The sequence below is a fragment of the Nocardia brasiliensis genome, assembly GCF_042691675.1.
Taxonomy (GTDB): Bacteria; Actinomycetota; Actinomycetes; order Mycobacteriales; family Mycobacteriaceae; genus Nocardia; species Nocardia brasiliensis_D.
In genome coordinates, this window is sequence record NZ_CP170507.1 from 187,372 (window position 1) to 209,097 (window position 21,726).

Annotated in this window: 19 protein-coding genes; 10 read left to right on the plus strand and 9 right to left on the minus strand. The window is 67.8% G+C overall.

The window, feature by feature from the left end:
* Nucleotides 1-75: 75 nt before the first annotated feature.
* The 3 genes from ACFK0J_RS01115 (at nt 76) to ACFK0J_RS01125 (ending at nt 2,345) form a co-directional block, all read left to right on the plus strand.
* Nucleotides 76-489, plus strand: coding sequence for a hypothetical protein (locus ACFK0J_RS01115; RefSeq protein ID WP_378735680.1), 414 nt, complete (start codon nt 76-78; stop codon nt 487-489).
* A 261-nt stretch (nt 490-750) separates the two neighbouring features.
* On the plus strand, nt 751-1,665 hold the full coding sequence (pheA, locus tag ACFK0J_RS01120; protein ID WP_378735682.1) for a prephenate dehydratase: 915 nt from the start codon (nt 751-753) through the stop codon (nt 1,663-1,665).
* Nucleotides 1,662-2,345: a histidine phosphatase family protein gene (locus ACFK0J_RS01125; RefSeq protein ID WP_378735684.1), complete on the plus strand. Its 684-nt coding sequence runs from the start codon at nt 1,662-1,664 to the stop codon at nt 2,343-2,345. The genes pheA and ACFK0J_RS01125 overlap by 4 nt, the downstream gene beginning before the upstream one ends.
* A gap of 160 nt (nt 2,346-2,505) precedes the next feature.
* On the opposite strand, the gene ACFK0J_RS01130 is transcribed toward ACFK0J_RS01125, so the two are convergent.
* The 6 genes from ACFK0J_RS01130 to ACFK0J_RS01155 all read right to left on the minus strand — a co-directional run bounded on the left by ACFK0J_RS01130 (nt 2,506) and on the right by ACFK0J_RS01155 (nt 8,301).
* Nucleotides 2,506-3,336 carry an ESX secretion-associated protein EspG gene (locus tag ACFK0J_RS01130; protein WP_378735686.1) on the minus strand — a complete coding sequence of 277 codons (831 nt, stop codon included), beginning with the start codon at nt 3,334-3,336 and terminating at the stop codon, nt 2,506-2,508.
* Entirely contained in the window at nt 3,333-4,505 is a 1,173-nt protein-coding gene (locus tag ACFK0J_RS01135) for a PPE domain-containing protein (RefSeq protein WP_378735688.1), read from the minus strand. Before ACFK0J_RS01135 ends, ACFK0J_RS01130 begins: the two co-directional genes overlap by 4 nt.
* Before the next feature lie 40 nt (nt 4,506-4,545).
* Entirely contained in the window at nt 4,546-4,866 is a 321-nt protein-coding gene (locus tag ACFK0J_RS01140) for a PE domain-containing protein (protein WP_218472579.1), read from the minus strand.
* Nucleotides 4,867-5,023: 157 nt separating this feature from the next.
* The gene (locus ACFK0J_RS01145; RefSeq protein WP_378735690.1) at nt 5,024-5,374 is read right to left on the minus strand and encodes a metallopeptidase family protein; all 351 of its coding nucleotides are present in this window, start codon (nt 5,372-5,374) and stop codon (nt 5,024-5,026) included.
* Between the two features lie 9 nt (nt 5,375-5,383).
* On the minus strand, nt 5,384-6,523 hold the full coding sequence (locus ACFK0J_RS01150; RefSeq protein ID WP_378735692.1) for a septum formation family protein: 1,140 nt from the start codon (nt 6,521-6,523) through the stop codon (nt 5,384-5,386).
* 77 nt (nt 6,524-6,600) lie between these two features.
* A complete protein-coding gene (locus ACFK0J_RS01155; RefSeq protein WP_378735694.1) occupies nt 6,601-8,301 on the minus strand; it encodes an aldehyde dehydrogenase family protein in 1,701 nt (566 codons plus the stop codon).
* Nucleotides 8,302-8,493: 192 nt separating this feature from the next.
* On the opposite strand from ACFK0J_RS01155, the gene serS reads away from it, so the two are divergent.
* The 3 genes from serS to ACFK0J_RS01170 all read left to right on the plus strand — a co-directional run bounded on the left by serS (nt 8,494) and on the right by ACFK0J_RS01170 (nt 13,393).
* A complete protein-coding gene (gene serS, locus ACFK0J_RS01160) occupies nt 8,494-9,756 on the plus strand; it encodes a serine--tRNA ligase (RefSeq protein WP_378735696.1) in 1,263 nt (420 codons plus the stop codon).
* A gap of 240 nt (nt 9,757-9,996) precedes the next feature.
* On the plus strand, nt 9,997-11,862 hold the full coding sequence (locus ACFK0J_RS01165) for a putative bifunctional diguanylate cyclase/phosphodiesterase (protein ID WP_378735698.1): 1,866 nt from the start codon (nt 9,997-9,999) through the stop codon (nt 11,860-11,862).
* Between the two features lie 145 nt (nt 11,863-12,007).
* The gene (locus ACFK0J_RS01170) at nt 12,008-13,393 is read left to right on the plus strand and encodes an MFS transporter (protein ID WP_378735700.1); all 1,386 of its coding nucleotides are present in this window, start codon (nt 12,008-12,010) and stop codon (nt 13,391-13,393) included.
* A gap of 700 nt (nt 13,394-14,093) precedes the next feature.
* On the opposite strand, the gene ACFK0J_RS01175 is transcribed toward ACFK0J_RS01170, so the two are convergent.
* Complete coding sequence (locus ACFK0J_RS01175) at nt 14,094-14,738, minus strand: TetR/AcrR family transcriptional regulator (RefSeq protein ID WP_378735702.1); 645 nt, start codon at nt 14,736-14,738, stop codon at nt 14,094-14,096.
* 113 nt (nt 14,739-14,851) lie between these two features.
* On the opposite strand from ACFK0J_RS01175, the gene ACFK0J_RS01180 reads away from it, so the two are divergent.
* From ACFK0J_RS01180 to ACFK0J_RS01195, 4 genes are all read left to right on the plus strand, one after another.
* Nucleotides 14,852-16,105 (plus strand): oxygenase MpaB family protein, encoded by a 1,254-nt coding sequence (locus tag ACFK0J_RS01180; protein WP_378735705.1) that lies wholly within the window; start codon nt 14,852-14,854, stop codon nt 16,103-16,105.
* Nucleotides 16,106-16,404: 299 nt separating this feature from the next.
* The gene (locus ACFK0J_RS01185; RefSeq protein WP_378735707.1) at nt 16,405-17,361 is read left to right on the plus strand and encodes a DMT family transporter; all 957 of its coding nucleotides are present in this window, start codon (nt 16,405-16,407) and stop codon (nt 17,359-17,361) included.
* 174 nt (nt 17,362-17,535) lie between these two features.
* Nucleotides 17,536-18,525, plus strand: a complete 990-nt coding sequence (locus ACFK0J_RS01190; RefSeq protein ID WP_378735709.1) for a MauE/DoxX family redox-associated membrane protein — start codon at nt 17,536-17,538, stop codon at nt 18,523-18,525.
* 193 nt (nt 18,526-18,718) lie between these two features.
* A complete protein-coding gene (locus ACFK0J_RS01195; RefSeq protein WP_378735711.1) occupies nt 18,719-19,057 on the plus strand; it encodes a calmodulin in 339 nt (112 codons plus the stop codon).
* A gap of 63 nt (nt 19,058-19,120) precedes the next feature.
* On the opposite strand, the gene ACFK0J_RS01200 is transcribed toward ACFK0J_RS01195, so the two are convergent.
* Both ACFK0J_RS01200 and ACFK0J_RS01205 read right to left on the minus strand, forming a co-directional pair.
* Nucleotides 19,121-20,659, minus strand: coding sequence for a Rieske 2Fe-2S domain-containing protein (locus ACFK0J_RS01200; RefSeq protein WP_378735713.1), 1,539 nt, complete (start codon nt 20,657-20,659; stop codon nt 19,121-19,123).
* 42 nt (nt 20,660-20,701) lie between these two features.
* Nucleotides 20,702-21,649 (minus strand): hypothetical protein, encoded by a 948-nt coding sequence (locus ACFK0J_RS01205; protein WP_378735715.1) that lies wholly within the window; start codon nt 21,647-21,649, stop codon nt 20,702-20,704.
* Nucleotides 21,650-21,726: the final 77 nt, after the last annotated feature.

Sequence of the window (21,726 nt, forward strand, 5' to 3'; positions counted from 1 at the left end):
CCACCTTGAACCTGAGAATTCGCCGCCCGTTGCACGGCTGAACTCCACACCACCTCCGGTTGTTACGGTGGATCGGTGGCGCACGGAGCGGAACCGGCCGGAGAACCGGTACTCATAACGTTGACGACCCCCGCCCGGCGCAGCATCGTCGATGGCCTCCTGCGCCCCCCAACCAGCGATTCCGCGACGATCCTCGACGCCGACGCGCCGGACCAGCACATCGCAGACTTCCTCGCAGGCATCGTCCACGCCGACACCGGTTTCGTCGCCCGCACCTCCTCAGGCGAGCGCGCCCTGGCCATCGTCGCCGCCACCGCCGCCGCCCTCTGCGGCGAAGACATCCACACCGCCCTCACCACCCCCGACATCGCCTTCCTGAACTCCCTGAAACCGCCTGCGATAGAAGCACTCCGCACCGTCCTCCTCGCGATCGAAACCGAGAACATGGACGAACTGACTCGTGGTTTGAGCCCACTAGCCCACAGCTAGCCCGAGTGGCACACCATGGCGACTTCCGGCCGACGCCGCCACCGTGCGGTACTTACGGCCGCCCCCGTGGGGGTTGGTGGCTGCCAGCGGCCGAGTGAGTTCGGGCCGCGCCAAAGCGCCAGTCGGCTAGGCGATGCCGCCGCCGGGTACAGGTTCGTCAGCGGGCCGAAAGCAAACTGCGGCCGCTGAAAAGTAGGGTGGAGCGGGGGAGGCGGGTGAATACCGGGGGCGCCGGTCGCGGACGCAAGTAAGGTCGTAACCGTGCCGCGAATCGCGTACTTCGGGCCCTCCGGAACCTTCACCGAGATGGCCCTTGCCGAACTCGAATCCTCGGGGGCCTTCGAAGGGGCCGTCGAGCGAGTTGCCGCGCCCAGTCAAGGTGCGGCGCTCGAACTGATCCGGTCCGGAGACGTCGAGGGGGCGGTGGTGCCGATCGAGAGTTCGGTCGAGGGCTCGATCTCCGCGACCCTCGATTCCCTTGCCGTCGGCCAGCGCCTGCAGATCGTGGCGGAGACCGAACTGGAGGTGACCTTCACGATTCTGGGTCGCCCCGGCACCAGCCTGGCCGATGTGCGCACGCTGGCCGCCTACCCGGTGGCCGCCGCCCAGGTGCGGGAGTGGGTGTCGCGGGAACTGCCGCACGTGCAGCCCTACACCTCGGCGTCGAATGCCGCGGCGGCCGAGGATGTGGCGGCCGGCAAGGCCGATGCCGCGGTTTCCACGGCGTTGGCCGGTGCGCGGCTCGGGCTGGCGGTGTTGGCCTCCGGTGTGGCCGACCACGAGCAGGCGATCACCCGTTTCGTGCTGGTCACTCGACCGCGCGTGGCACCACCGGCGACCGGTGCGGATCGCACGTCGATCGTGCTGGAGTTGCCGAACGAGCCGGGCTCCCTGATGCGCGCCTTCGCCGAGTTCGCTACCCGCGGCATCGATTTGACCAGGATCGAATCCCGGCCCACCCGCACGGGCATGGGCACGTATCGCTTCTATCTCGACTGCGTGGGGCACATCGACGACACCGCGGTCGCCGAGGCGCTCAAGGCATTGCATCGCACCGCTAGGATTCGCTTCCTCGGCTCGTGGCCCGCGACCTCGGCGACCGGCACGCCCCCGCCATCGGACGAAGCCGCCGCGGAGTGGCTGACCCAGCTTCGAAAGGGGGTAGCGGACCTGTGACCGAGGGAAAAATCGGCCCGGGCAAGTTGGTTCTCGTCCGGCACGGGGAGACCGAAGGCAACGTCGCGAAACTCCTCGACACCCAAGTTCCTGGCTTGCCGCTCACCGAACGCGGTGCGGCACAAGCGAAGACGTTCGGCGAAACGCTGATCAACCCGCCGCGGGTCCTGTTCTGCTCAGCCGCGCTGCGGGCCCGGCAGACCGCCTCCTACATCGAGGCCGCAACCGGCGTGCCCGCCACCGTGCTCGATAACCTGCACGAGGTGCAGGTCGGCGACCTGGAAGGCCAGCACAGCGAAGCGGCCCACGCCTACTTCCAGCGGGTCTACCGGGCCTGGCACAACGGCGACCTGGACCAGCGGATCCCCGGCGGCGAATCCGGCCAAGACGTGCTCGACCGTTTCCTGCCCGTCATCGAAGAACTCCGCGACACCTACCTCGCCCCCGAGTCGAGCACCGGCGACGTCCTGCTGGTCAACCACGGCGCCGCCATGCGCCTCGTCTCCCGCTTCCTCGCCGACGTGCTCCCGCCCTTCACCACCAACAACCACCTCGACAACACCGAAACCATCGAACTGGTCCCCCTCCCCGACGGCACCTGGGACTGCACCCGCTGGGGCCGCTTCACCCCACCCTTCGGCTACGACGTAGCCCCCACCTCCGACGACCCCATGGGCTAGCACCCAACCCATCCCGCCCCACCACACAACACTCTGAGCTGGCAATCAATCCCCGACAATGCTGGGCACGTCGGGTGCCGGGCCCGGCTGTGTCCCGCGCAACTCGGCAACCGAAGTGACGGTTTCTAGCTGTAACTCCTCGGTGGGGCCGAGGCCGTTGCTAAACCTGTTCAGGCTTACGCGGAAACTCTTCCCGCTCCGGCAAACCACTGATCAAGTCCTGCAACGCCGTTCGCAACCGCGCCGTCGTTCCGGTGCTGAGGGACGTCCACTTCACGCCGTCGTCGGACTTGCTGGCGGTGGCGATGAAGCGTCCCGCACGCGTGTTGAACACGGCGATGTGGTTGTCGGTGACGTCGCGGGTGCCGTCGCCGTACACCACGCCGACGATCTCGGCGTGTGAGTGGATCTGCACCATGGCCGAGGCAAGGGTTTGCGCGTCGCGCGGTGGGGTGCCGACCTTGGCCAGCCGGGTGGCGGTGGCGGCCGCGTCACCGGTGTCGTCGAAGATCGGGACCAGTTGCTCGGTCGGCGCGTTCATGCCGGTCAGGTCGAGTGGTTCGGCTGGGCCGAGTGCCGCGATCAACGGGCCGGGCAGGTCGTCCTCGGCTTCGTCGATCACGTAGGACTGCGGCCCGCGCAGGGCGACGGTGACAAGATCGTCGCCCTTCGCGAGACACATGCGGCTCGCGTGACCGTCCACGAACAGCCGTAGTGCGACCACCCAGTGTGGTCGGTACAGCGCGCGCAGGCGGTCTTCGAGTTCCTGATGGACCACATCACCGATCAGCAGTTCCCGATCGATGAGTGACTGAGCGGCCACGGCCATCGCGGCATCGTGATCGGTCACGTTGTCGTATTGCCCGCGTGCGTCCAGCACGACGGGCACCTCGTCGATCTCCAGCTTCTCCAAGAGAAACTGCATCTCGTCGAGCGACAGCACAACCGACGCGAGCATCGACGGGCCGCGGCCCGCACCCAGCACCGTCACTTAGCCGTCCCGATGGGGTCCGCGCCGATCACACCGTCGGCGGCGTAGCGGCCGTCGTTGAAGTGCTCGGTCGAGCGCAGGTAGTCCTGACTCTTGTGCTCGGACTCGTCGTCTTCGTCGCGAATCTGGTTGCCCAGCAACGGACTACCCGGCGTGCTGGTGCCACGCACCGGTGCCGCACCGGACTGGTTGACCGAGACGTTCTCCACGACCGGAGCGGCGGCGGGTGCGCCGCCCGGCGTCCCGGCGCCCCAGCCGTCGGGAAGTTTGAGCGAGCCGTTGCCGACCGACACCGAGGCGCCGGGGCCGAACGACGCGGACCGCGTTGCCGCCGACGCGGCCGCTGACGCGAGGCCCGCACCGCCGACCATGGCAGCCGGTGCGGCACTGGTGATTCCGGGTGCCGCCGCGGAGGTGACGGCCGCGACCGCCTGCGAACCGATGGTGCCCACCGTGGACACACCGGTGGTCGCCACCGAACCCGCGATATTCGCCGCCTGCGTCGCGGCGCCGACCACGGCGGGGTTGTTCACGAACGCACCTGCCGCCGCAATCGCGGACTGCACCGGATCGGCGTTGGCGCTCTGGAACGTCTGGTCGGCCTGACCCGCATCAGCGGTGCCCGCGCCTTTGGCGATCGTGGGCGGGTTGACGAACTCGCCGGGCGTCAACACCATCGCGCTGGTCGCCGCCTCGTAGGTCTCCATGGTCAGCGCGGCGCGCAGGTCGAGCGCGGCCTTGGCCGCCTCGGCGATTTCCGAGGTGCCGTTCAGCACGCCGCCGGTCGAGTGCGCCGCGACCCGCGCCGCATTCACGGCCGCGATCTCCGGGAGGCTCGGCATGGCCAGCGAGGCAACGGTGTACGCGATCGCGTTGGACGCCGCCTTGGAACCCATGGTGGCCGCCATCACGCCCTGCTGCTCGGCCCAGCCGATGAACCCGGTGAGCTTGGACAGCGCCGAGATGCCGTTGATGCCCTGCATGCCGACACCCAGCTCCGCCATGACGCGGGCAACGGTCGCGGTGGCGTCGACCCAGGCCGCGGTCAGCCCGCCCCACGCGGTGGCGGCGGCCGAGATCGGCACGGCGTGCGCGCCCGAGTTCAGCGCGATGGAATTTCCCTCTGCCAGACGGGGCAGCCAGAACACCCCGGTGATTCCTGCGGTCATGCTTTCTCCCCTTGCTTGTTTTTTGCTATGCCCGCAGGCGTTAAACGATTGTCGAGCCGACGGCGTTGATGCCGGTAGCCCGGACGACATCCTCCCCGACGTGGGTGATGAGTTGGCTGCGCAGCGTTGCGGCGGCGTGGTGCAGTTCCAGGATCCCCTGAGCAACCGCCTGGTCGTGCGTCATGGCGGCCCTGTTGAGATGGTTCGCGGCATGCAACGAAACCTCATCGATGCCGGACGGAACGACGTGCGTCGCGGGTGCGGTCACCGCGGCGGCGGCGGCGAGCCGTTCGGCGAGTAGATCCAGCTCGGCGGCAGCAGCAAGGACGACTTCGGGTTGTACTAGGACGTGGCCAACCATGACTCGACTCCTTCTAGTGGCGGCTATGGGGCGGAACCACGAGAATTCCCCCTTCGAGTGATAGGACGCGACAGCCAGGCCATCGGTTCCATCGAATCCCCAAGTTTCTTCCGGTCTCACCCCAACTGCAACCGCACTCATACAGCTGGAGTAAAGACTAGCCCCATCCCAGCTGATGTAGACGGTCTTCGTCAATCCCGAAATAGTGTGCGATCTCATGGATCACGGTGATTGCCACCTCTTCCACCACTTCGCTCTCGTCCGCGCAGATGGCGAGGATGGCATCGCGATAGATCGTCACGGTGTCCGGCAGCGCCCCGCCGTAGTGGCTGTCGCGTTCGGTTAGTGCGATTCCGTGATACAGCCCGAGCAAATGTGGATCTTTCGGATTGCTCGGTTCGATCAGCACCACGACATTATCGATGGCCTGCGCCAGCTCCGGCGGAATCTGATCGAGCGCATCGCCGACCAATTCCTCGAACCGGTCCTCGGACATGGAGACCGACATCGTCGCGGTCTACCTCGGCTGGGGCTGCGGCGGCAGCGGCGCCGCACCGGGCAGCGGAGTCGGTGTCGAACGACCGGTGTTCGGCGGCGGCACCGGCGCCTGGCCGTTGATCAGGATGTCGCCCCGTGCGGAACCGGTGATCGGCGCGAACCCTTCCCGGTCCGCCCCCTTTCCGATCATGCAGTCCAGTTTGCGGCTACCCGCCAGCCAGCTTCGCGCGTCCAGATAGTCGAAGAACAGCGTCAGCGTCTTGTTACGCACCACGTCCGGCCCGCCGAGATAATCCGCCGCGGTCCGCGCGCATTCTTCCTCGACGAACTTGTCCTGCTCCTCCTTCGCGGGCGGCCCGCCCTGGAACCGCTGGCTCAGGTCGATGGTGGACACGATCTCGACCGCGTGCGCCTGCGCGCAATCCACCGGGTCGGTGGGCAGGTTCTGGTTGATGCCGAGGCACACACCGGGCCCGTACACCTTCGACTGATCATGTTCGGCGGCGCTGCCCACCGAGGGCGGCGTGCCCGCGCTCGCCGCGTACTGCAATCCGCAGCGCAGGGTGCGGTCGCCGTGCTGCCACCCATCGGGGCTCGGATACATCAACCCGACGATGTAGCGCCCACGCGGATCGAACTTTCCGCCCAGGTACTGCTGCACCGCGGGGACGCAGTGCTCTTCCTTCAGCTCGGTGAGCCGCAGCGAGTCGGGGAACCGGGACCCGGGCCCGAATTCCTTGCCCGGGTACTTGCTCATGTCGACATCCGCCGCGACCTCGAACATGTGCTTGCTGTCGCAACGCACTTTGACCAGATCGGAGTGATCCGGTTTGGACCAGCTCAGACAGTCACCCTTGACCGCGGTGCCGAATTCCTTGTCGACCACCGGCGCACTCGGCGAGCCGGGATTGTGCGCCTCGAGTTTCTTGTCGGTTTCGAACCCGGTCACGAACAGCGTCACCAAGGCGGCGATCACCGCGCCCGCGGCCACCAGCAATAGCCCCCAGCGCAGGGTCGGCGCGGGCAGGGCCGTGTCGCCGGTGAATACGCCTCGAACCGTGTCGTACACACGCCGCACCGAACCGGTGCGCGACGGCATACCGCGCTTGGGTAGCCGGCTCGACGGCTCGGGCTTGGGTGCACGATTGGAGGGGGACATCGCGATCCATCATGGCAGCCTCCGAGCCGCGGTGCCACGACCCGTTCCGACCTGCCGTTTTCGCCGGGACCGTGCGGCTAACCGCGGAACGCCGAGAGGAAGATGCCGGGGATCCGGACCGGATTGCGGCTCGCGTAGAACTCGGTCAGCTTGCGTGCGGTCGTCGCCGCGGCGGCATTGCCGACGAACCACGGCGGCTTCGGCGACAATGCCGGCTCGCCGTGCAGCACCGAGCGCGGCGCGGGCCGGAACGGTCCGTGCACCACCGTGCGCTCCACATCGGCGAGCAGGAAAGCGTTGTGCACCACGCCGATTCCGCTCTGCACGTCGTCGAGGGTGTGGCCGGGGAACGCGCCCCACGCGGCGCGCGGGGCCAGGAAGGCGAGTCCGGTCCACGCGTTCACCGCGATCGCGCCGTAGCGCAGCCGCTCTATGGCGCGGTCGAAGGCGATGCCGAGCCTGCGGATGGTTTTCGGATGGGCGAGCACATTGGCGCCGAGCGTTCCGGTGAGTTCGGCGTTCGCGAAATCGACCGCTCGCTGCAGGAACTCGCCCCCTTCGTAGGGCAGTTCGAGCACCCCGAGCACCGGCGAGAAGTACTCGGTACGCAACAACGGTGTATCGGTGAGCGGCAGCTGCTCGATCAGCACCCGCCCCGCGCCGACCTGGTCGGCATCGGGATAGGCCGCCAGCGCGTCCGCGACCCGCGATTCGCTGCCCGGGTAGTACGCGGCCCGTCGCGGCGCGTTCGTGAGCGCCGTGCGCAGCTCGGCAAAAAACTTGTCCTTGCGATCCCATTCCTTGCTCACCACCACCACCTGCGCGGCGATGCAGTTGTAGCCGCCGTTGTGCAGCCGCTGGGTCGCCACGTGCTCGGCCTGGAAGCGCAGGTCCGCGTCGGACCAGTCGCCGGGCACCACAATGGTCGGCGACACACCGCCGAGCTCGCTGGTGATCGGCTTGCTCAGCAGCGGGCGCTTGTCTTTCTTCCGTTCCAGTCCCTCCGGCCCCGGCCCCCAGACGATCGTGTCGTGGGTGTGCGCGCTGCCGGTCATGTGCACATGCGCGACGTCGGGATGGTGCACCAGGTAGCGGCCCGTGTCCGCGCCACCCGTCACGATCCGCAGCACGCCGAGCCGGCACAACGGCGCGAACACCATCTCGAACACCGTGAACAGCGGATCGGTGATCGGGTTCAGCTTCAGCACGACGACCCGGTTGTGCGCATACAGCTCGTACAGCAGGTCCAACGGTGGAATCGAGGTGATATTGCCCGCCCCGAGCACCACGCCGATCCCGCCGGTCGCGCTCGGATCGAGCTGAGCGAGCCCGGCCCGGCGCCGCGCGGTATCGGCGTCGATGCCGGGACGCAACCACACCTCGCCGTGAAAACCGTTGAGCAGCAGCCGGTCATAGGTGTCCACCGGCAGGATCGGCACCGCGACGCGATTGCCGGGCGCCTCCTTCATCGCGACACCGTCGAGTGGGCTGCGCCCGTTCTCCAACGCGGTCAACGTCGCGGCAAGCGCGGTCGTGGCCTGCAGCACGGCCAGCGGCCCGGACATCCATTCCTCGCCGACCAGCGGCGAGTCCTCGTCCAGTCCCTTGATGGTCTGCGCGGCCCGCACCCAGTCGCCGGCGAAGCGGCCGGTTCGGGTGTGGATGTCGTCGAGTAGCTCGCGGCGGCGGCGCAGCGGGGTCTGGGCCCACACCTTCTCGCCCGCGGTCAGCTCGGCCAGTGCGTCGTCGATAGCTGATTCGTCGAAAGTCGTACCCACACGCCAACTATGCGCGCGCTGGCGGCCGCGTGGCCCGCATCCTGGGATATCGGCGTGAAACGGCAATGCCCCGCGGCGTGAAACGGCAATACCCCGCGGCGCGAGCGGCAGGCCCGGCGGTGGCAGCCTGCGTAACCACGGAGGGACCCGGGAGTGCCGCAGGTCAGACCCAGCCCACTAGGCTGAGTGCCCATGATCGACCTCCGATTCCTGCGGGACAACCCCGAGGCGGTCCGCGCCTCGCAGCGCGCCCGTGGCGAAGACCCCGCCCTCGTCGACGCCCTGCTAGAGGCGGACGCGGCCCGCCGCGCGGCGGTGGCCACCGCCGACAACCTGCGCGCCGAGCACAAGGCGATGGGCAAGCTGATCGGTAGGGCGAGCAAAGACGAGCGCTCCGCGCTGCTCGCGCAGGCGCAGGAGATGTCGGTCAAGGTCAAGGAGGCCGAGGCCGCGCAGAGCGCCGCCGACGCCGACCTGGACGCCGCGCACCGCGCCATCTCGAACGTGGTGCAGGACGGCGCGCCCGCAGGCGGCGAGGCCGACTATGTCGTGCTGGAAACCATCGGCACGCCACCGGAATTCGACTTCGAGCCGAAGGACCACCTGGAACTCGGTGAGTCGCTCGGCCTGATCGACATGGAACGCGGAGCGAAGGTCTCGGGCGCCCGCTTCTACTTCATGACCGGTTACGGCGCACTGCTGCAGCTCGGTCTGCTGCAGCTGGCGGCGCAGAAAGCGGTGGCCAACGGCTTCACCATGATGATTCCGCCGGTGCTGGTGCGCCCGGAGATCATGGCGGGCACCGGCTTCCTGGGCCAGCACGCCTCGGAGGTCTATCGCCTCGCCGAGGAAGACCTGTACCTGGTCGGTACCTCGGAGGTGCCGCTGGCCGGTTACCACTCGGACGAGATCCTCGACCTGAGCAACGGCCCGAAGCGGTACGCGGGCTGGTCGTCGTGCTTCCGGCGCGAGGCGGGCAGCTACGGCAAGGACACCCGCGGCATCATCCGGGTGCACCAGTTCGACAAGGTCGAGATGTTCGTCTTCACTACGCCCGAGCAGGCCGACGCCGAACACAAGCGGCTGCTGGGCTGGGAGCAGGACATGCTCGCGGCCATCGAGGTGCCGTATCGGGTCATCGACGTCGCCGCGGGCGATCTCGGCAGCTCGGCCGCGCGCAAGTTCGACTGCGAGGCCTGGGTGCCGACCCAGCAGACCTACCGGGAACTCACCTCGACCTCGAACTGCACCACCTTCCAGGCCCGCCGCCTCGCCGTGCGCTACCGCGACGAGAACGGAAAGCCCCAGATCGCAGCCACTTTGAACGGCACGCTGGCGACCACCCGCTGGATCGTGGCGATTCTGGAGAACCATCAGCAGGCCGACGGGTCCGTGCGCGTGCCCCCCGCGCTGGTGCCGTTCGTCGGTACCGAGGTCCTGACACCGCCGCAGTAGGCCCGGCATTTTTCGTCCGGCACCGCATCCGGCGGTGGGCGGACATCCGCGCGTCCGAAGCACCCGGGGTTCGCCTGTGGACAGGGTGCGGTGCTGCCCGCGAATGTCGAATGTGGGCACCCGTGGCCAAGTCGCGTTGGCAACCCGAATGTTTCGCGCTGGTGAATAGCTAACGGTTCGCCATGCCGGATTCACGGGATGTGGCAACCGCCGGGAATTGTTGTGTCTAGGCTATTCCCCGTGCGAGGAATCGGGGCGCGCGGCGATACCCGAACCCGGGTGCGGGCGGCATCGGCGCTGGCGACAGCTATGGTCATGGCTCGGACCACCGGGGCGTTCTACGTCATGGGTGGTGTGCTGGGTCTGCTGATTACTGCGATCGCCCCGGGCGACGAAGGTAATCGGCCACTGGTCGGCACGGCTGCGGCGATTGCGCTGACGCTCGGGCTCACCCTGCTCGCCTGGGGGCCACGACTGCCGCACTCCGTGCACCACGGGTACGTTGCCATCGCGACGGTGCTGGTGACGATCGCGGTCTACGCCTTCCCGAACACCGTCGGCGCCATCAGCCTCGCGGCGTTCTATGTGTTCGTCGCCTGTGACGCCGCATTGTTCTTCGCCTGGTCGCAGGCCGCGGCGCACATCACCTTCGCCATGGCGCTGTGCATGTGGGTGCTCCCCGCGCGGCCCGTGCATCCCGCGTTGCCGTGGTGGTCCGGGCTGATCCCGGCCGGCGTGACCTTCGGTGTCGGCGTTGTCGTCGGCATCCTGACCAGGATGGCGTCCGAAGCCGACATCGACGTGCTGACCGGGCTTTTGAACCGGCGCGGCTTCGATCGCGCGCTCAATTCCGCGATCGAGCAGGCGACCCGCACCGGCCAGGGACTCGCGCTGGTGCTGGTCGATCTCGACCGCTTCCAGAAGATCAACGATCACCTCGGCCACCGCGCGGGCGACGCCGTGCTGCAGCGGGTGGCCGACACCTGGTCGAAACTGCTTGGGCCGGACCAGCGGCTGGCCCGCTACGGCGGCGACGCGTTCGCGATGCTGTTGCCGAACACCACAGAGCAGGCCGCCATTTTGCTGACCGAGCAGCTACGCGCCGCGGTCACCACCGGCTGTTCGGCGGGCGTGACCTCATGGCAGCCAGGCGAATCCGGCTCGCTGCTGGTGAGTCGCGCGGACGTCGGCCTGTACCGGGCCAAGCAGGCCGGACGCAACCGGACGGTGCTCGAGTCGTCGCGGCAACTCCCGCTTGCGGTGGAGTTGCGCGAGGCCATCGACCGCGGCCTGCTCGACGTGCACTACCAGCCGATCGTCAGCCTCAGCGAGGGCGGCGGCAAGGCGGTGGGGGTCGAGGCGCTGCTGCGCTGGTCGTCGAGTGCGCAGCCGGACGTCACCACCGAGGGACTGATCCGGGTCGCCGAGGAATACGACCTCATCTCCGATCTGGACGAGCTGGTGTTGCGGCGGGCCTGTGCCGACGCGGCCCGGCTGCAGGACACCTTCGCCCAACTCGACCTGACGCTGAACGTCAACGTCAGCGGCTTGGAACTGGCCGAAGCGGGCTACGCCGACCGGGTCGCGAACATCCTCGCCAGCACCGGCTGGCCGGCCGAACAACTGGTACTCGAGGTGACCGAGAGCGAACTGGCCGCCGAATCGCACACCGCCATCGCGAACCTGCACACGCTGCGCGACCGAGGCGTGCGCATCGCCATCGACGACTTCGGCACCGGCTACTCCTCGCTCAGCAGGCTGGCCACGCTGCCGAGCGACATCCTCAAGGTCGACCAGTCCTTCGTCGCCGCGATCCGCTCCGACTCCCCGGCACCGCCGCTGCTCGGCGTGATCGCGGCGTTGAGCAGCGCGCTCGACCTCCAAGTGATCGCCGAGGGCGTGGAAACCGAGTACCAGGCCGCGGTGCTCACCGAGCTCGGCTTCGCCCTCGCCCAGGGTTACCACTACAGCGACTCGCACCCGGTCGCGGACCTGATCAGCGACCTCAACGAGAACCACGGCCGGGTCGGCCCAGGCGCCGCGGACCGGGAGCTCGACGACGGAGATTCCAGGCACGCCGCAAACGGCTGGCTGCCGCTCGGATAAACGCTTGACGCGGCCCGCGCGGCTGCGCATGCTGATCCACATGCGCTTGCTCATCTACGCCTATTGATCTGTCAGACGGCTGTTCACCCGGCTGACGGGTAACACCGGCACAGTTCACTCGCTGCGGTCCCTCACGGTTCGCGCGGTGCTCTTCAAGAGCATCGGCGACCTGATTCCGTTCTACGGGCTCTACTCCCTGCTGTTCGCCGATCACGGGCTGAGCACCGGGCAGATTTCGTCGCTGTTCGCGATCTGGTCGACGACCGCGTTCCTGCTCGAGGTGCCGTCCGGGGCGTGGGCGGACACGGTGTCGCGGCGCGCTCTGCTGATTCTCAGTGGTGTTCTGCTGACGGGCGGGTTCGCGCTGTGGACGCTTGTCCCGACCTATCTCGGCTTCGCCCTCGGATTCGTACTGTGGGGTACGGCAGGCGCTTTGGTGTCCGGCACGTTCGAGGCGCTGCTTTACGACGACCTTGTCGCCCGCGGTGAGCGGGCAGCCTACGCCCGCATCCTCGGCTACACCCGGGCCGCGTCGGAAACCGCCATCGTCGTCGGCATCGTTGCCGGTACGCCGCTGTACCTCTGGGGTGGGTACGCGCTGATCGGTTGGGCCAGTGTGGGTTTCGCCGCTTTGCACACGGTGATCGCGATGTCGCTGCCCAGTGCGCCGAAGGCTGTGTCCGCCGTCGACATCGAAGAGTTGGAAGACGGTGCGGGGGAGGGTGATTCGGTCCTGCCGATGGGGCCCGAAGCTGCCGGAGTCAGCACCTCGGCCATGTCGCGAGAAGCCGTCTCGGTGTGTGACGACGCCGACGACACCGCACTATCCGCCGGTTTCCATGGCCAGTTGAGGGACCACTCCGGCCCGGCGGCCACGTCCGGCCCGGTCGCGCGATACCTCAGCATGTTGAAAACCGGTGTTGCGGAATCGATTCGAGTGCGCGCGGTACGCAATGGGGTGTTGCTCGGTGCGTTGCTGTTCGGCATCACGGCCTTCGACGAATACTTCGCGCTGCTCGCCGAGTCGGTAGGCGTGGCGACGGCGGTGGTGCCGCTGCTCGTCGGCCTGACCGTGCTCGGCTCCCTGGCGGGCTCGGTGCTGGCCGGGCGCACCGAGAGCATGTCCGGTCGCACCATGGCGATCGCCGTCGGCATCGGCGCGATCCTGTTCCTCAGCGGTGCCCTGATCGCAGGTCTAGCCGCACACCGTCCCAGCGCCGTCTACGTGCTCACCACCCTCGGATTCACCGCGATCGGCATCTCCTACGGAATCGTCTACAACGCTGGCGTAGTCGCCGGAGCCCGCCTCCAGGACGCGATCGAGGGCCCCGCCCGAGCCACCGTCACCTCGGTATCCGGCCTACTCGGCGAGGTCGTCTCCCTAGCCGTATTCGCCTTCGCCGCCCTCGCCACCCTCTGGTGTTCGATGCCCACCCTCCTCGCCCTACTAGGCGCCACCATGCTCCCAATCGCCCTATTAACCCCATCTTGGCTACCCCCCAGAGCCACCGATCCAATGGACCAGAAGTAACAACGCCCCGCCCACCCCCGACCAAACCACCCCAGCCCCCGATCCCCACCGCCCAAACCAACCCAACCGTCCCACCGGCCGACCCAGCCGTCCCACCGGCCGAACGGGACACCATGGAGCCACTTCTCGGCCGATGCCGCAGTGATGTCCCGTTGGCGCGGCCAGGGCGGCTGGGTCGTTTGCCGAGCGGGACATGGCGGAGGCGTTTCTCGGCCGATGCCGCAGTGTTGTCCCGTTGGCACGCGCCGGGCGGCTGGGTCGCTCGCCGAGCGGGACTTGACGGAGTCGGTTCTCGGCCAACGCCGCAGCGACGTCCGTTAGCCGTGGGCTCCGTAAATCGCCTCCATGTCGTGGAACGGCCAGGGGGTCGGGTCATTTGTCGAGCGGGTCATGGCGGAGGCGTTTCTCGGTCGATGTCGCAGTGTTGTCCCGTTGGCGCGGCCACGGCGGCTGGGTCGCTTGTCGAATGGGACATGGCGGAGCCGTTTCTCGGCCAACGCCGCAGTGATGTCCCGTTCGCACGCCCAGGGTGGCTGGGTCGTTTGTCGAATGGGACATGGCGGAGGCGTTTCTCGGCCGATGTCGCAGTGTTGTCCCGTTGGCACGCCCAGGGTGGCTGGGTTGCTCGTCGGGCGGGGCATGGTGGTGGGGTTACTCGGCTGATGTCTTGGTCTTGTCCCGTTCGAGGGGCGGGGCGGGGTTAGGCGAGGGGGGTGCCGATGAGATGGCTTGCGGTGAGTAGGAATTGGTCGGTGGAGCGGTTGATGAGGGTGCTGCGGGTGATGGGGAGGGTGCCTGTCAGCCAGCTGTTGGTGGTTTCCCAGAGGCCGCCGAGGAGGTGGGTTGCGGCGAATTCGGCTTGGTCACCGGCACTTTCGACGAGGTCGGCACCCACCTCGTCGGCGCATACCGCCATCATGATGCCCGCGAAGGAGCGCATCACTTCGGCTCGGCGCATCAGCAGCGCGGGGTTCAGTTGCGCTTCGACGGTGACGATGCGTGCCTTGCGTGGGTCGTCGGCGATCAGGTCGACGGCGGCGGCGATGGCGGCCCTGGTCTTGGCGCGGATGTCGGCGGGTGTCGTGACGAACGCGGTGACCACCGCCTGGCCGATCTCGTCGACGATCCGATCGAACAACTCGCTGAACACCGTGTCGAGGTCGCCGAAGCTCTCGTAGTAGTACCGCTCGGACAGCTTGGCCTCGGTGCACAGCCCGGAGACGGTCAGCTTGGCGAAACCCGAGGTGCCGATGATTTCCTGCGCGGCGTCGAGGAGCGCGGCGCGACGGCGCGCTCTGCGCTGCTCGATCGGTACGCCGCCGTAGGACCGCGAGGTGGTAGCCATCCGAGCCATTCTGGCATACATCCTTGCCAGATATCTGATTTTGTGGGACGGTCTTGTCAGAATGTGCTCGACGTCGAGCCGACCGCGAACCTCGATCCGATGGGCGAAGTGCAATGGCGCATGACAACCAGAAACTCCCCACTCCGCAGTTGTTCACGGAGTTCCCCTTCAAGTACGCCGTGCCGGTGCTGGCACCGGGCGACCTGAGCTGCACCGCCGCGCAGCGCGATTCGTTCCGCCGGTTCACCCGGGTCGGTGATCCGCTCGCGGACGAGATGGTCGCGATGTTCAAGCGACTCCCCGTCGGCGAGGGCCGCCGCATGTTCGAGATCGCGGTCGAACGCGGCATCGACGCCGTACCCGACGCACCGCCGGAGCTGACCGCGTTCTTCGAGCAGGTGGAGGCGGACCCGTACTGGCTGGACCGCGCCAAGATCGACCGCGGCGCCCGCGTCGTCGGCCGCACCAGCGTCTGGGGTGGCATCGCGATGGGCATGTTCGCCCTGATGGGCGGCTATCTCGCCGCTCGGGCGGACAAGACCCTGGTCGGCACCGGCGACCTCGACGCGATGGCCCCGCGCAGGCTCGCCGAAACCACCCAGTGGTGGTTGGACGTGACGACACCCGGCGGCCTGGATCGCAATGCCGTCGGCTACAAGAGCGTGCTGCGGGTGCGGTTGATGCACGCACTGGTGCGGGCAGGCATGAACCGGCGCCCCGACTGGGACTACGAGGCCTGGGACCATCCGGTCAACCAAGTGCTCACTGTCGGCACCCTCGGCCTGTTCTCGATGGCGAATCTCGTTGGCGCGCAAGCGCTGGGCCTGCAGTTCTCGGCCAAGGAGAAGGACGCGGTGTTCCAGCTCTGGCGCTACGTCGGGTTCCTGCTCGGCGTCGACCCGGAGATCCTGCCGACCTGCGAGACCGACACCTGGCGCGCCTTCTGGATCCTCGCCGACACCGAATTCATCCCCGACGCGGACTCCCAGCGCCTGGCCCAAGCCCTCATCCCCGCCGCGGGCGGCCTGTTCGTCGGCGACGACACCGCGCCGCAGCGCGCGATTCGCCGGGTGATCACCAGCTACCTGGTCGCGTACAGCCGAATCATTCTCGGTCCGAGCAACGCGGACTTCCTCGGCCTCCCCGACAGCCGGTTCTTCCAGAGCGCGGTCATGGCCACCGCCGTGGTCAACGGCGTCCTCGAGCTACCGCGCCGAATCCTCCCCGGCGCCACCCGCTTCCACGAGAACCTCGGTGCCCGCATCCGCACCCGCCTGGTCCGCGGCTCCATCGCCCGCAACGGCGGCGACCGCACCTACGCCCGCCACGACACCTACGCCACCCGCCCCGCCCTCCGCGCAGGCTGACCCGACCCTGCATCGGATGCGCACACCCATTCCCGCTGCCGCACACCCCATGTACTTGGTGTGCAGCTGACACAACGGGTGTGCGGGTTGCCCCCGCGGCGGACGGGTGCTGCGGGCTGTCCACAAGGCGAGGGTGCGCACCGTTCCCCGCTGCGGCACATCCCGTGTACCGAGTGTGGAGACGACACAGCGGCCGAAGGCTGCGGCGGGGCGGCGGCCGTGCAAACTCTGCTTGCGAGACTCGCGTCGGACGCGGCGCGCGAGCGGTGGTGCGAGATCGCGACGGTACGGTGCCGGGTGTGGACGTGCGGGCGAGGTGGGGGCTGGTGTTCGGGTTCGGCATCGGTGCCGGGGTGGCGGTGCAGGGCCGGATCAATGGCGCGCTCGGAGCCCGGCTGCATGATGGAATCGCCGCCGCCACCATCAGTTTCGGCTCCGGTCTGCTGATCCTTGTTATCGCGTTCTTGCTGAGCAGCCGCCTTCGGGATGGCGTGGTACGGGTGCGAAGCGCGTTGGCTGCGGGCGCGCTCCGCCCGTGGCATCTGCTCGGCGGGCTGTGTGGTGCCTTTTTCGTCGCCTGCCAGGGGTTGACCGTTGTCGCGATCGGCGTCACCGCCTTCACCGTCGCCACGGTCGCGGGTCAACTGCTGAGCAGCTTGGTGGTCGATCGACTCGGCTTGGCCCCCAATGGCCGCACACCGGTTACCGCGCTGCGGTTGGGCGGTGCCACTCTCGCCGTGCTCGCAGTGCTGCTCGCCGGAGCGGGACGTTCGGACGCACCGGCCGGCGCCCTGTCGGTGCCCGACTCGCTGCGCGGCGCGCCGACCGCGCTGCTCATCATCCTGCCCGCCCTGGCAGGCATCGGCCTGGCCTGGCAGCAGGCGGTCAACGGTCGCGTCGGCGCGGTGGGCGGCTCCCTGTCCGCCACCCTGGTGAACTTCTGCGTCGGCCTCGCCGCACTGCTCCTGGTGGAGGCCGCCGTACTGATCGGCACCGGCTGGCCCGCCGAATTCCCCACGCAGCCTTGGCTCTACCTCGGCGGCCTGATCGGCGTCGCCTTCATCGCCCTCGCCGCCATCACCGTCCGCTGGATCGGCGTACTCCTACTCGGCCTCACCTCAGTAGCAGGCCAACTCCTGATGTCCATCGCCCTGGACATCGCCGCCCCCACCAGCGCGGGCTTGTCCGCCCCCGCGGTAGCGGGCAGCATCCTGACCCTCGCCGCCGTCGCGATAGCCACTCGCTCACGCGCCTGACCAGCACCTGCTCGCCGCCCCCGGACCGGCCGCGCCCCATCGAGCCGCGGCATAAGGTGTGCCAAGCAGTGTCGAAGGACCGCATGCGGGCGACGGTCGGCCGCGCTCGCCCGCCCTGGATGTAGTTCTGTCGATTCGCATTTCGGGGGTTCGGGCGTATGGGATCGTGCGCTCATGCTGATCGAATACGGGGTGTGGATTTCGCGGCTGGTGGTCGGCGTGCTGTTCGGATTGTCGGCGTGGGGGAAGTTGGCGGATCCGATCGGGACGCGGAAAGCGTTGGGGGAGTTCGGGGTTCCGATTCGGTGGGTGCCGGTGGTGGGGTGGGGGTTGCCGCTGCTCGAGGCTGTTGTCGGCGTTGCCGTACTGGCGCCGTGGACGGCCCTGCCGGGGGCGCTACTGGCGATGCTGCTGTTGGTCGTGTTCACGGCGGCGGTGGTGCGGTTGTTGCGACGAGGGGAACGCCCGGCTTGTTCGTGTTTCGGTGCGATGAGTGCGACGCCGATCGGGACGTGGACGGTGGTGCGCAATGGAATCTTGCTCGTCCTCGCGGCATCGGTCGCGTGGGGTGCGGTTGCTTACCCGCAGGTGCCGGGCGTGCTGCCCACCGACGACGCGGTCTGGTCGGTGGTGGCGGCCGTGCTGGTCGCACTGCTGGTATGGGTGCGGGGCGAGGTGCGTGCGCTGCGCAGGCGGGTCGACGAACAAGCACTGTCCACGCTCGGCGCGGAGGGCTTGCCGGTCGGCGCGGTCGCCCCGGAATTCGAATTGTTCGATGCCGCGGGCGGCAGCACGAGTTTGGCGTCGCTGTTGGCACAAGGACGGCAGGTGCTGTTGGTCTTCGTCCATCCGGGGTGCGAGTTGTGTGCCGCTCTGGCGCGCGAATTGCCCCGGTGGCAGGAGCGCACCGCGCAGGTGTTGCGGATTGTCGTGGTCGGCAACGGTGACGCCGCCGAGCACGCCGAATGGGGACGTGAGCAGCGGCTCGGTGATATCCCGGTGCTGGTGCAACAGGGCAACGAGGCGGCCTTGCGCTACCGTGTTCGCGGCACCCCGTCGGCGGTGCTCATCGATGCCGAGGGCCGGATCGCCGCTCCGGTCGCCAGAGGGGCGATCGCCGCCCGCGAGCTGATCGTGCGGGCGAAAACGGTTGTCCGGCGCTGATTACCTACGGAACCCGGATTCTGGTACGCAACTCGACCACGGTTACCTCGAGCCGGGCCGCTTCTCTCCCACGATACGGGGCGGTCTGCTAATTATGTTGCCGCACAATCGATTTCGCCAGAAATAATACATAGCCACTGGCTATCATCGAATGGCAAGGCTCTATCAGGTCGATCCATCGAGGTGAAATATCATGGCTGACTTCGCATTCACGGATTACTCCGGCAAGGAATTCGTTGTCAGATTGACCAACGAATCGCGGATCGCGGAAGCGCGCCGGATCCTATCCGGCGAGGAACAGATGTCGATCCACGTCATGGGTCGCATCCGCAAGCAGGTCGCCGACTACAACCCGGGCTGGAGTTTCCATCTGGACCCGGAAACCATCACCTTCTTCACCATGGCCATCGAGGTCTGCGACGCGAGCATCACCTACGTCGAGGACCATCTCGACGAAGCGTGTGGCGCATTCCTGCCCGGTTGCTTCTGGTGCCCGTGGTCGTCCCGGCTCACCCGGGAGGTAACGGCCTGACCACTGGAGATAGGGGAGAGAAACACCGGGTCGGTGCCGAACATGCACCGGCCCGGCCGATGGTCAGGCCAGCTTGCGGGCGCGCAGTTCATGCCCCTTGGACGTTTTGCAGCGGCCGGATTCCAGATCCCACTGCCAACCGTGCAGATTGCAGGTGAGGGTGTTTCCCTCCACCACACCGAATTTCGACAAGTCCGCCTTGAGGTGCGGGCAGCGGCGCTGCACCTCCCACCCCGACAATTCGGTCGACGCGGAATCGTCGTGCGCCTCGGCGAACCATCCGTCGGCGTACGCGATCCGCTCATCGGTGAGGCATTTGAAGAACGTGTAGAGGAATTCGTTGTAACCGCCGATCCGCCACGCCTGGAAACGGGTGGACAGGAAGATCGTGTTCACCCAGTCGGGTTCGTTGTCCCGCAGCACGGTGCGCACCAATTCGGGCGCGATCCGGAAACCGTAGCGGTACTTGCCTTCTCCCTCGATGGGCCCGCGCACCACCCGCTTGGGGAAGTCGAGCACCACGGTCTCCTCGCCGAGTACCAGGCCGACCGGGTAGCCGATGCCGTCGCAGATCAGATCGCTCTGCGCCATGATCGGCTCGAACAGCGCCTTCAGCGGTTCCAGCAGCGGCTCGTCACCCGTTGCCCAGGAGGCCTTTTCGGCCGCCAGCACCGGCGCCATCCGCTGCGCCATCCGCTCGATGTACTCGGCCTTGTTGTCGTAGATCAAGCCCGGCTCGAATGGATGGGTCAGCGTCAGTTCACCACCACGCAGGTCGGCGACCGAACCGGGGATCATCAGGATCCCGCCCTCGTTGCCGTGGATCTTCATCTGTTCCAGGAACACCATCTGGTCCGGGAAGATGTTGCCCTCGTCGCCGTGATCGTCGTTGAGGTAGCGCAGCTCGTCGTCGAGGAACACCGGCGGTCCCGCCGACGGCACCACCCAGGTGGCCCCGACCTGCTCGATATAACTACGGCACCGGTCCATCCCGCGCTGCCGCTTCTGCTTACCGAAGTTCGACTTGGTCCGGCTCGGGATGTCATAGACCATCGGGTACCAGATCGCGCCCGAGTACTGCAGCAGATGGATGTCGATGTGGCCGAACGCGTCGTGCAGCACATCCATGTCCACCGGGCGGGCGTCGTTCATGTTGAAACAGGTGGTCTCCCCGTCGGAGACGACCAGGCCGGAGTCGCCGATCGGCCCGTCGGCGGGCGCGCGTAACGCGATGATCATGATGTCGAGCTCGGCGCCCCGACCGGTGATGGTGTGCTTGACCGAGTCCTCGGTCTCGAAGAACTTGTGGAAACCGAGCTGCTCCAGCTCCCGCTTCAGATCCGGCACCGGGTAGTCCGGCAGCAGCACCGTCGCGTCCTTGTTGACGTGCTCGGCCAGGTTCACCGCGTCGAAGTGGTCGCGGTGCAGGTGCGAGACGTACAGGAAGTCGCAATTGCCCAGCTCGTCCCAGTCCAGCTGGGTGTTGTCGGGGAACGGGAACCACGAACCGAAGTACGCGGGGTTCACCCAGGGATCGCAAAGGATCGTCCCGGCCGCGGTGCGGATGTGGAATCCGGCGTGTCCGACGCTGGTGATCTGCACGAGCTGCTCCTCCTGACCGTTACCAGCCATCCAGGGTAGTTGTTAGGCGGAAACGTCGCCGATGCAGTAGCCCTGTGCCCCGGCGGTCAGGGTGAAGGTGCGGGTCTGGGTCACTCCCGACGAGTTGGTCACCGGGACCTTGACCGCGACGTAGTCCGCGCGCAACCGTTCGGAACGGATTTCCTGATCGGCGAATGCGGTGGCACCGGTCAGCTTGCCCGGGTTGTTGGCGAGTGGGGCGGGGATCGCCTTGCCGGTGCCGGTGGGATCCCAGGTCGCCGGCGACGGCTTGCAGACCAGGGGGTAGGTGCCTTCTTTGTCGGCCGCATCGAGTGGCGTGCCGACGAACCTGGCCAGGTAGCGGCGCACGGTGTGTCTGGCGTCGGCCTCGTTGTACTCGATCTCGGCGCCCGCCGACGCTACTCGGGGGCACGCGTAGCCGGTGTCCAGGGCGGTGCGCTCGACAGCGACCGTGGTGGTCCGGCTCTTCCAGGTGACGCTGTCCTGCGTGGCGGTGCCCGGCTGGGCGAGGGTGGCCAGAATGGCTTGTTCGTCGCTGTACATCTCGGCCACGTTCCGCGGCGCGATGGTCCAGCACTTGGCCTGGAGTTGAGTGATGGTGCTGGTCTTCAGGTCGTCGGCCCAGCGCTGCACGGCGGCGGGCAGCTCGGCGACGACGCCGGTCGGGGGTGCGGCGGCCGACGACGTCGCACTGTCCGGAGTGGTCGGGACAGCGGCGGGTGGCGTCTTGATCGCGGCCGTGGCCCGCACCGGTTCGTCGTTCGGGATGCCGACCGCGGAGTCGCAACCGGCGAGGGCGAAAGCGCCGATCACGGCAACGCCGCCGATCAGTGCGCGCCGGGCCGATCGCGTACCACGAATCGTCTGTTCGTCCGAGTCCGGCGTTGTCCGGCCGAGCTCTGCTGCCCGATGACGATCCCGCGGCGTTTTCCGGTCGCGGCCACGCGGTTTCGGACGGGGGCGTTCCACTTCGACGAGCCTCTTCTCTACAGCGTTGGGCGGTCCGATCGGGCCGTCCCGCGCCCGGTGTGGCGCACAAACCGGCG

Coding starts and splice junctions, on each gene's coding strand:
- ACFK0J_RS01145 (WP_378735690.1), bottom strand. CDS start 5,374: ATGTCGGTCTCCATGTCCGAGGACCGGTTCGAGGAATTGGTCGGCGAT.
- ACFK0J_RS01135 (WP_378735688.1), bottom strand. CDS start 4,505: ATGACCGCAGGAATCACCGGGGTGTTCTGGCTGCCCCGTCTGGCAGAG.
- ACFK0J_RS01190 (WP_378735709.1), top strand. CDS start 17,536: ATGCTGATCGAATACGGGGTGTGGATTTCGCGGCTGGTGGTCGGCGTG.
- ACFK0J_RS01175 (WP_378735702.1), bottom strand. CDS start 14,738: ATGGCTACCACCTCGCGGTCCTACGGCGGCGTACCGATCGAGCAGCGC.
- ACFK0J_RS01180 (WP_378735705.1), top strand. CDS start 14,852: ATGGCGCATGACAACCAGAAACTCCCCACTCCGCAGTTGTTCACGGAG.
- ACFK0J_RS01150 (WP_378735692.1), bottom strand. CDS start 6,523: ATGTCCCCCTCCAATCGTGCACCCAAGCCCGAGCCGTCGAGCCGGCTA.
- ACFK0J_RS01195 (WP_378735711.1), top strand. CDS start 18,719: ATGGCTGACTTCGCATTCACGGATTACTCCGGCAAGGAATTCGTTGTC.
- serS (WP_378735696.1), top strand. CDS start 8,494: ATGATCGACCTCCGATTCCTGCGGGACAACCCCGAGGCGGTCCGCGCC.
- ACFK0J_RS01140 (WP_218472579.1), bottom strand. CDS start 4,866: ATGGTTGGCCACGTCCTAGTACAACCCGAAGTCGTCCTTGCTGCTGCC.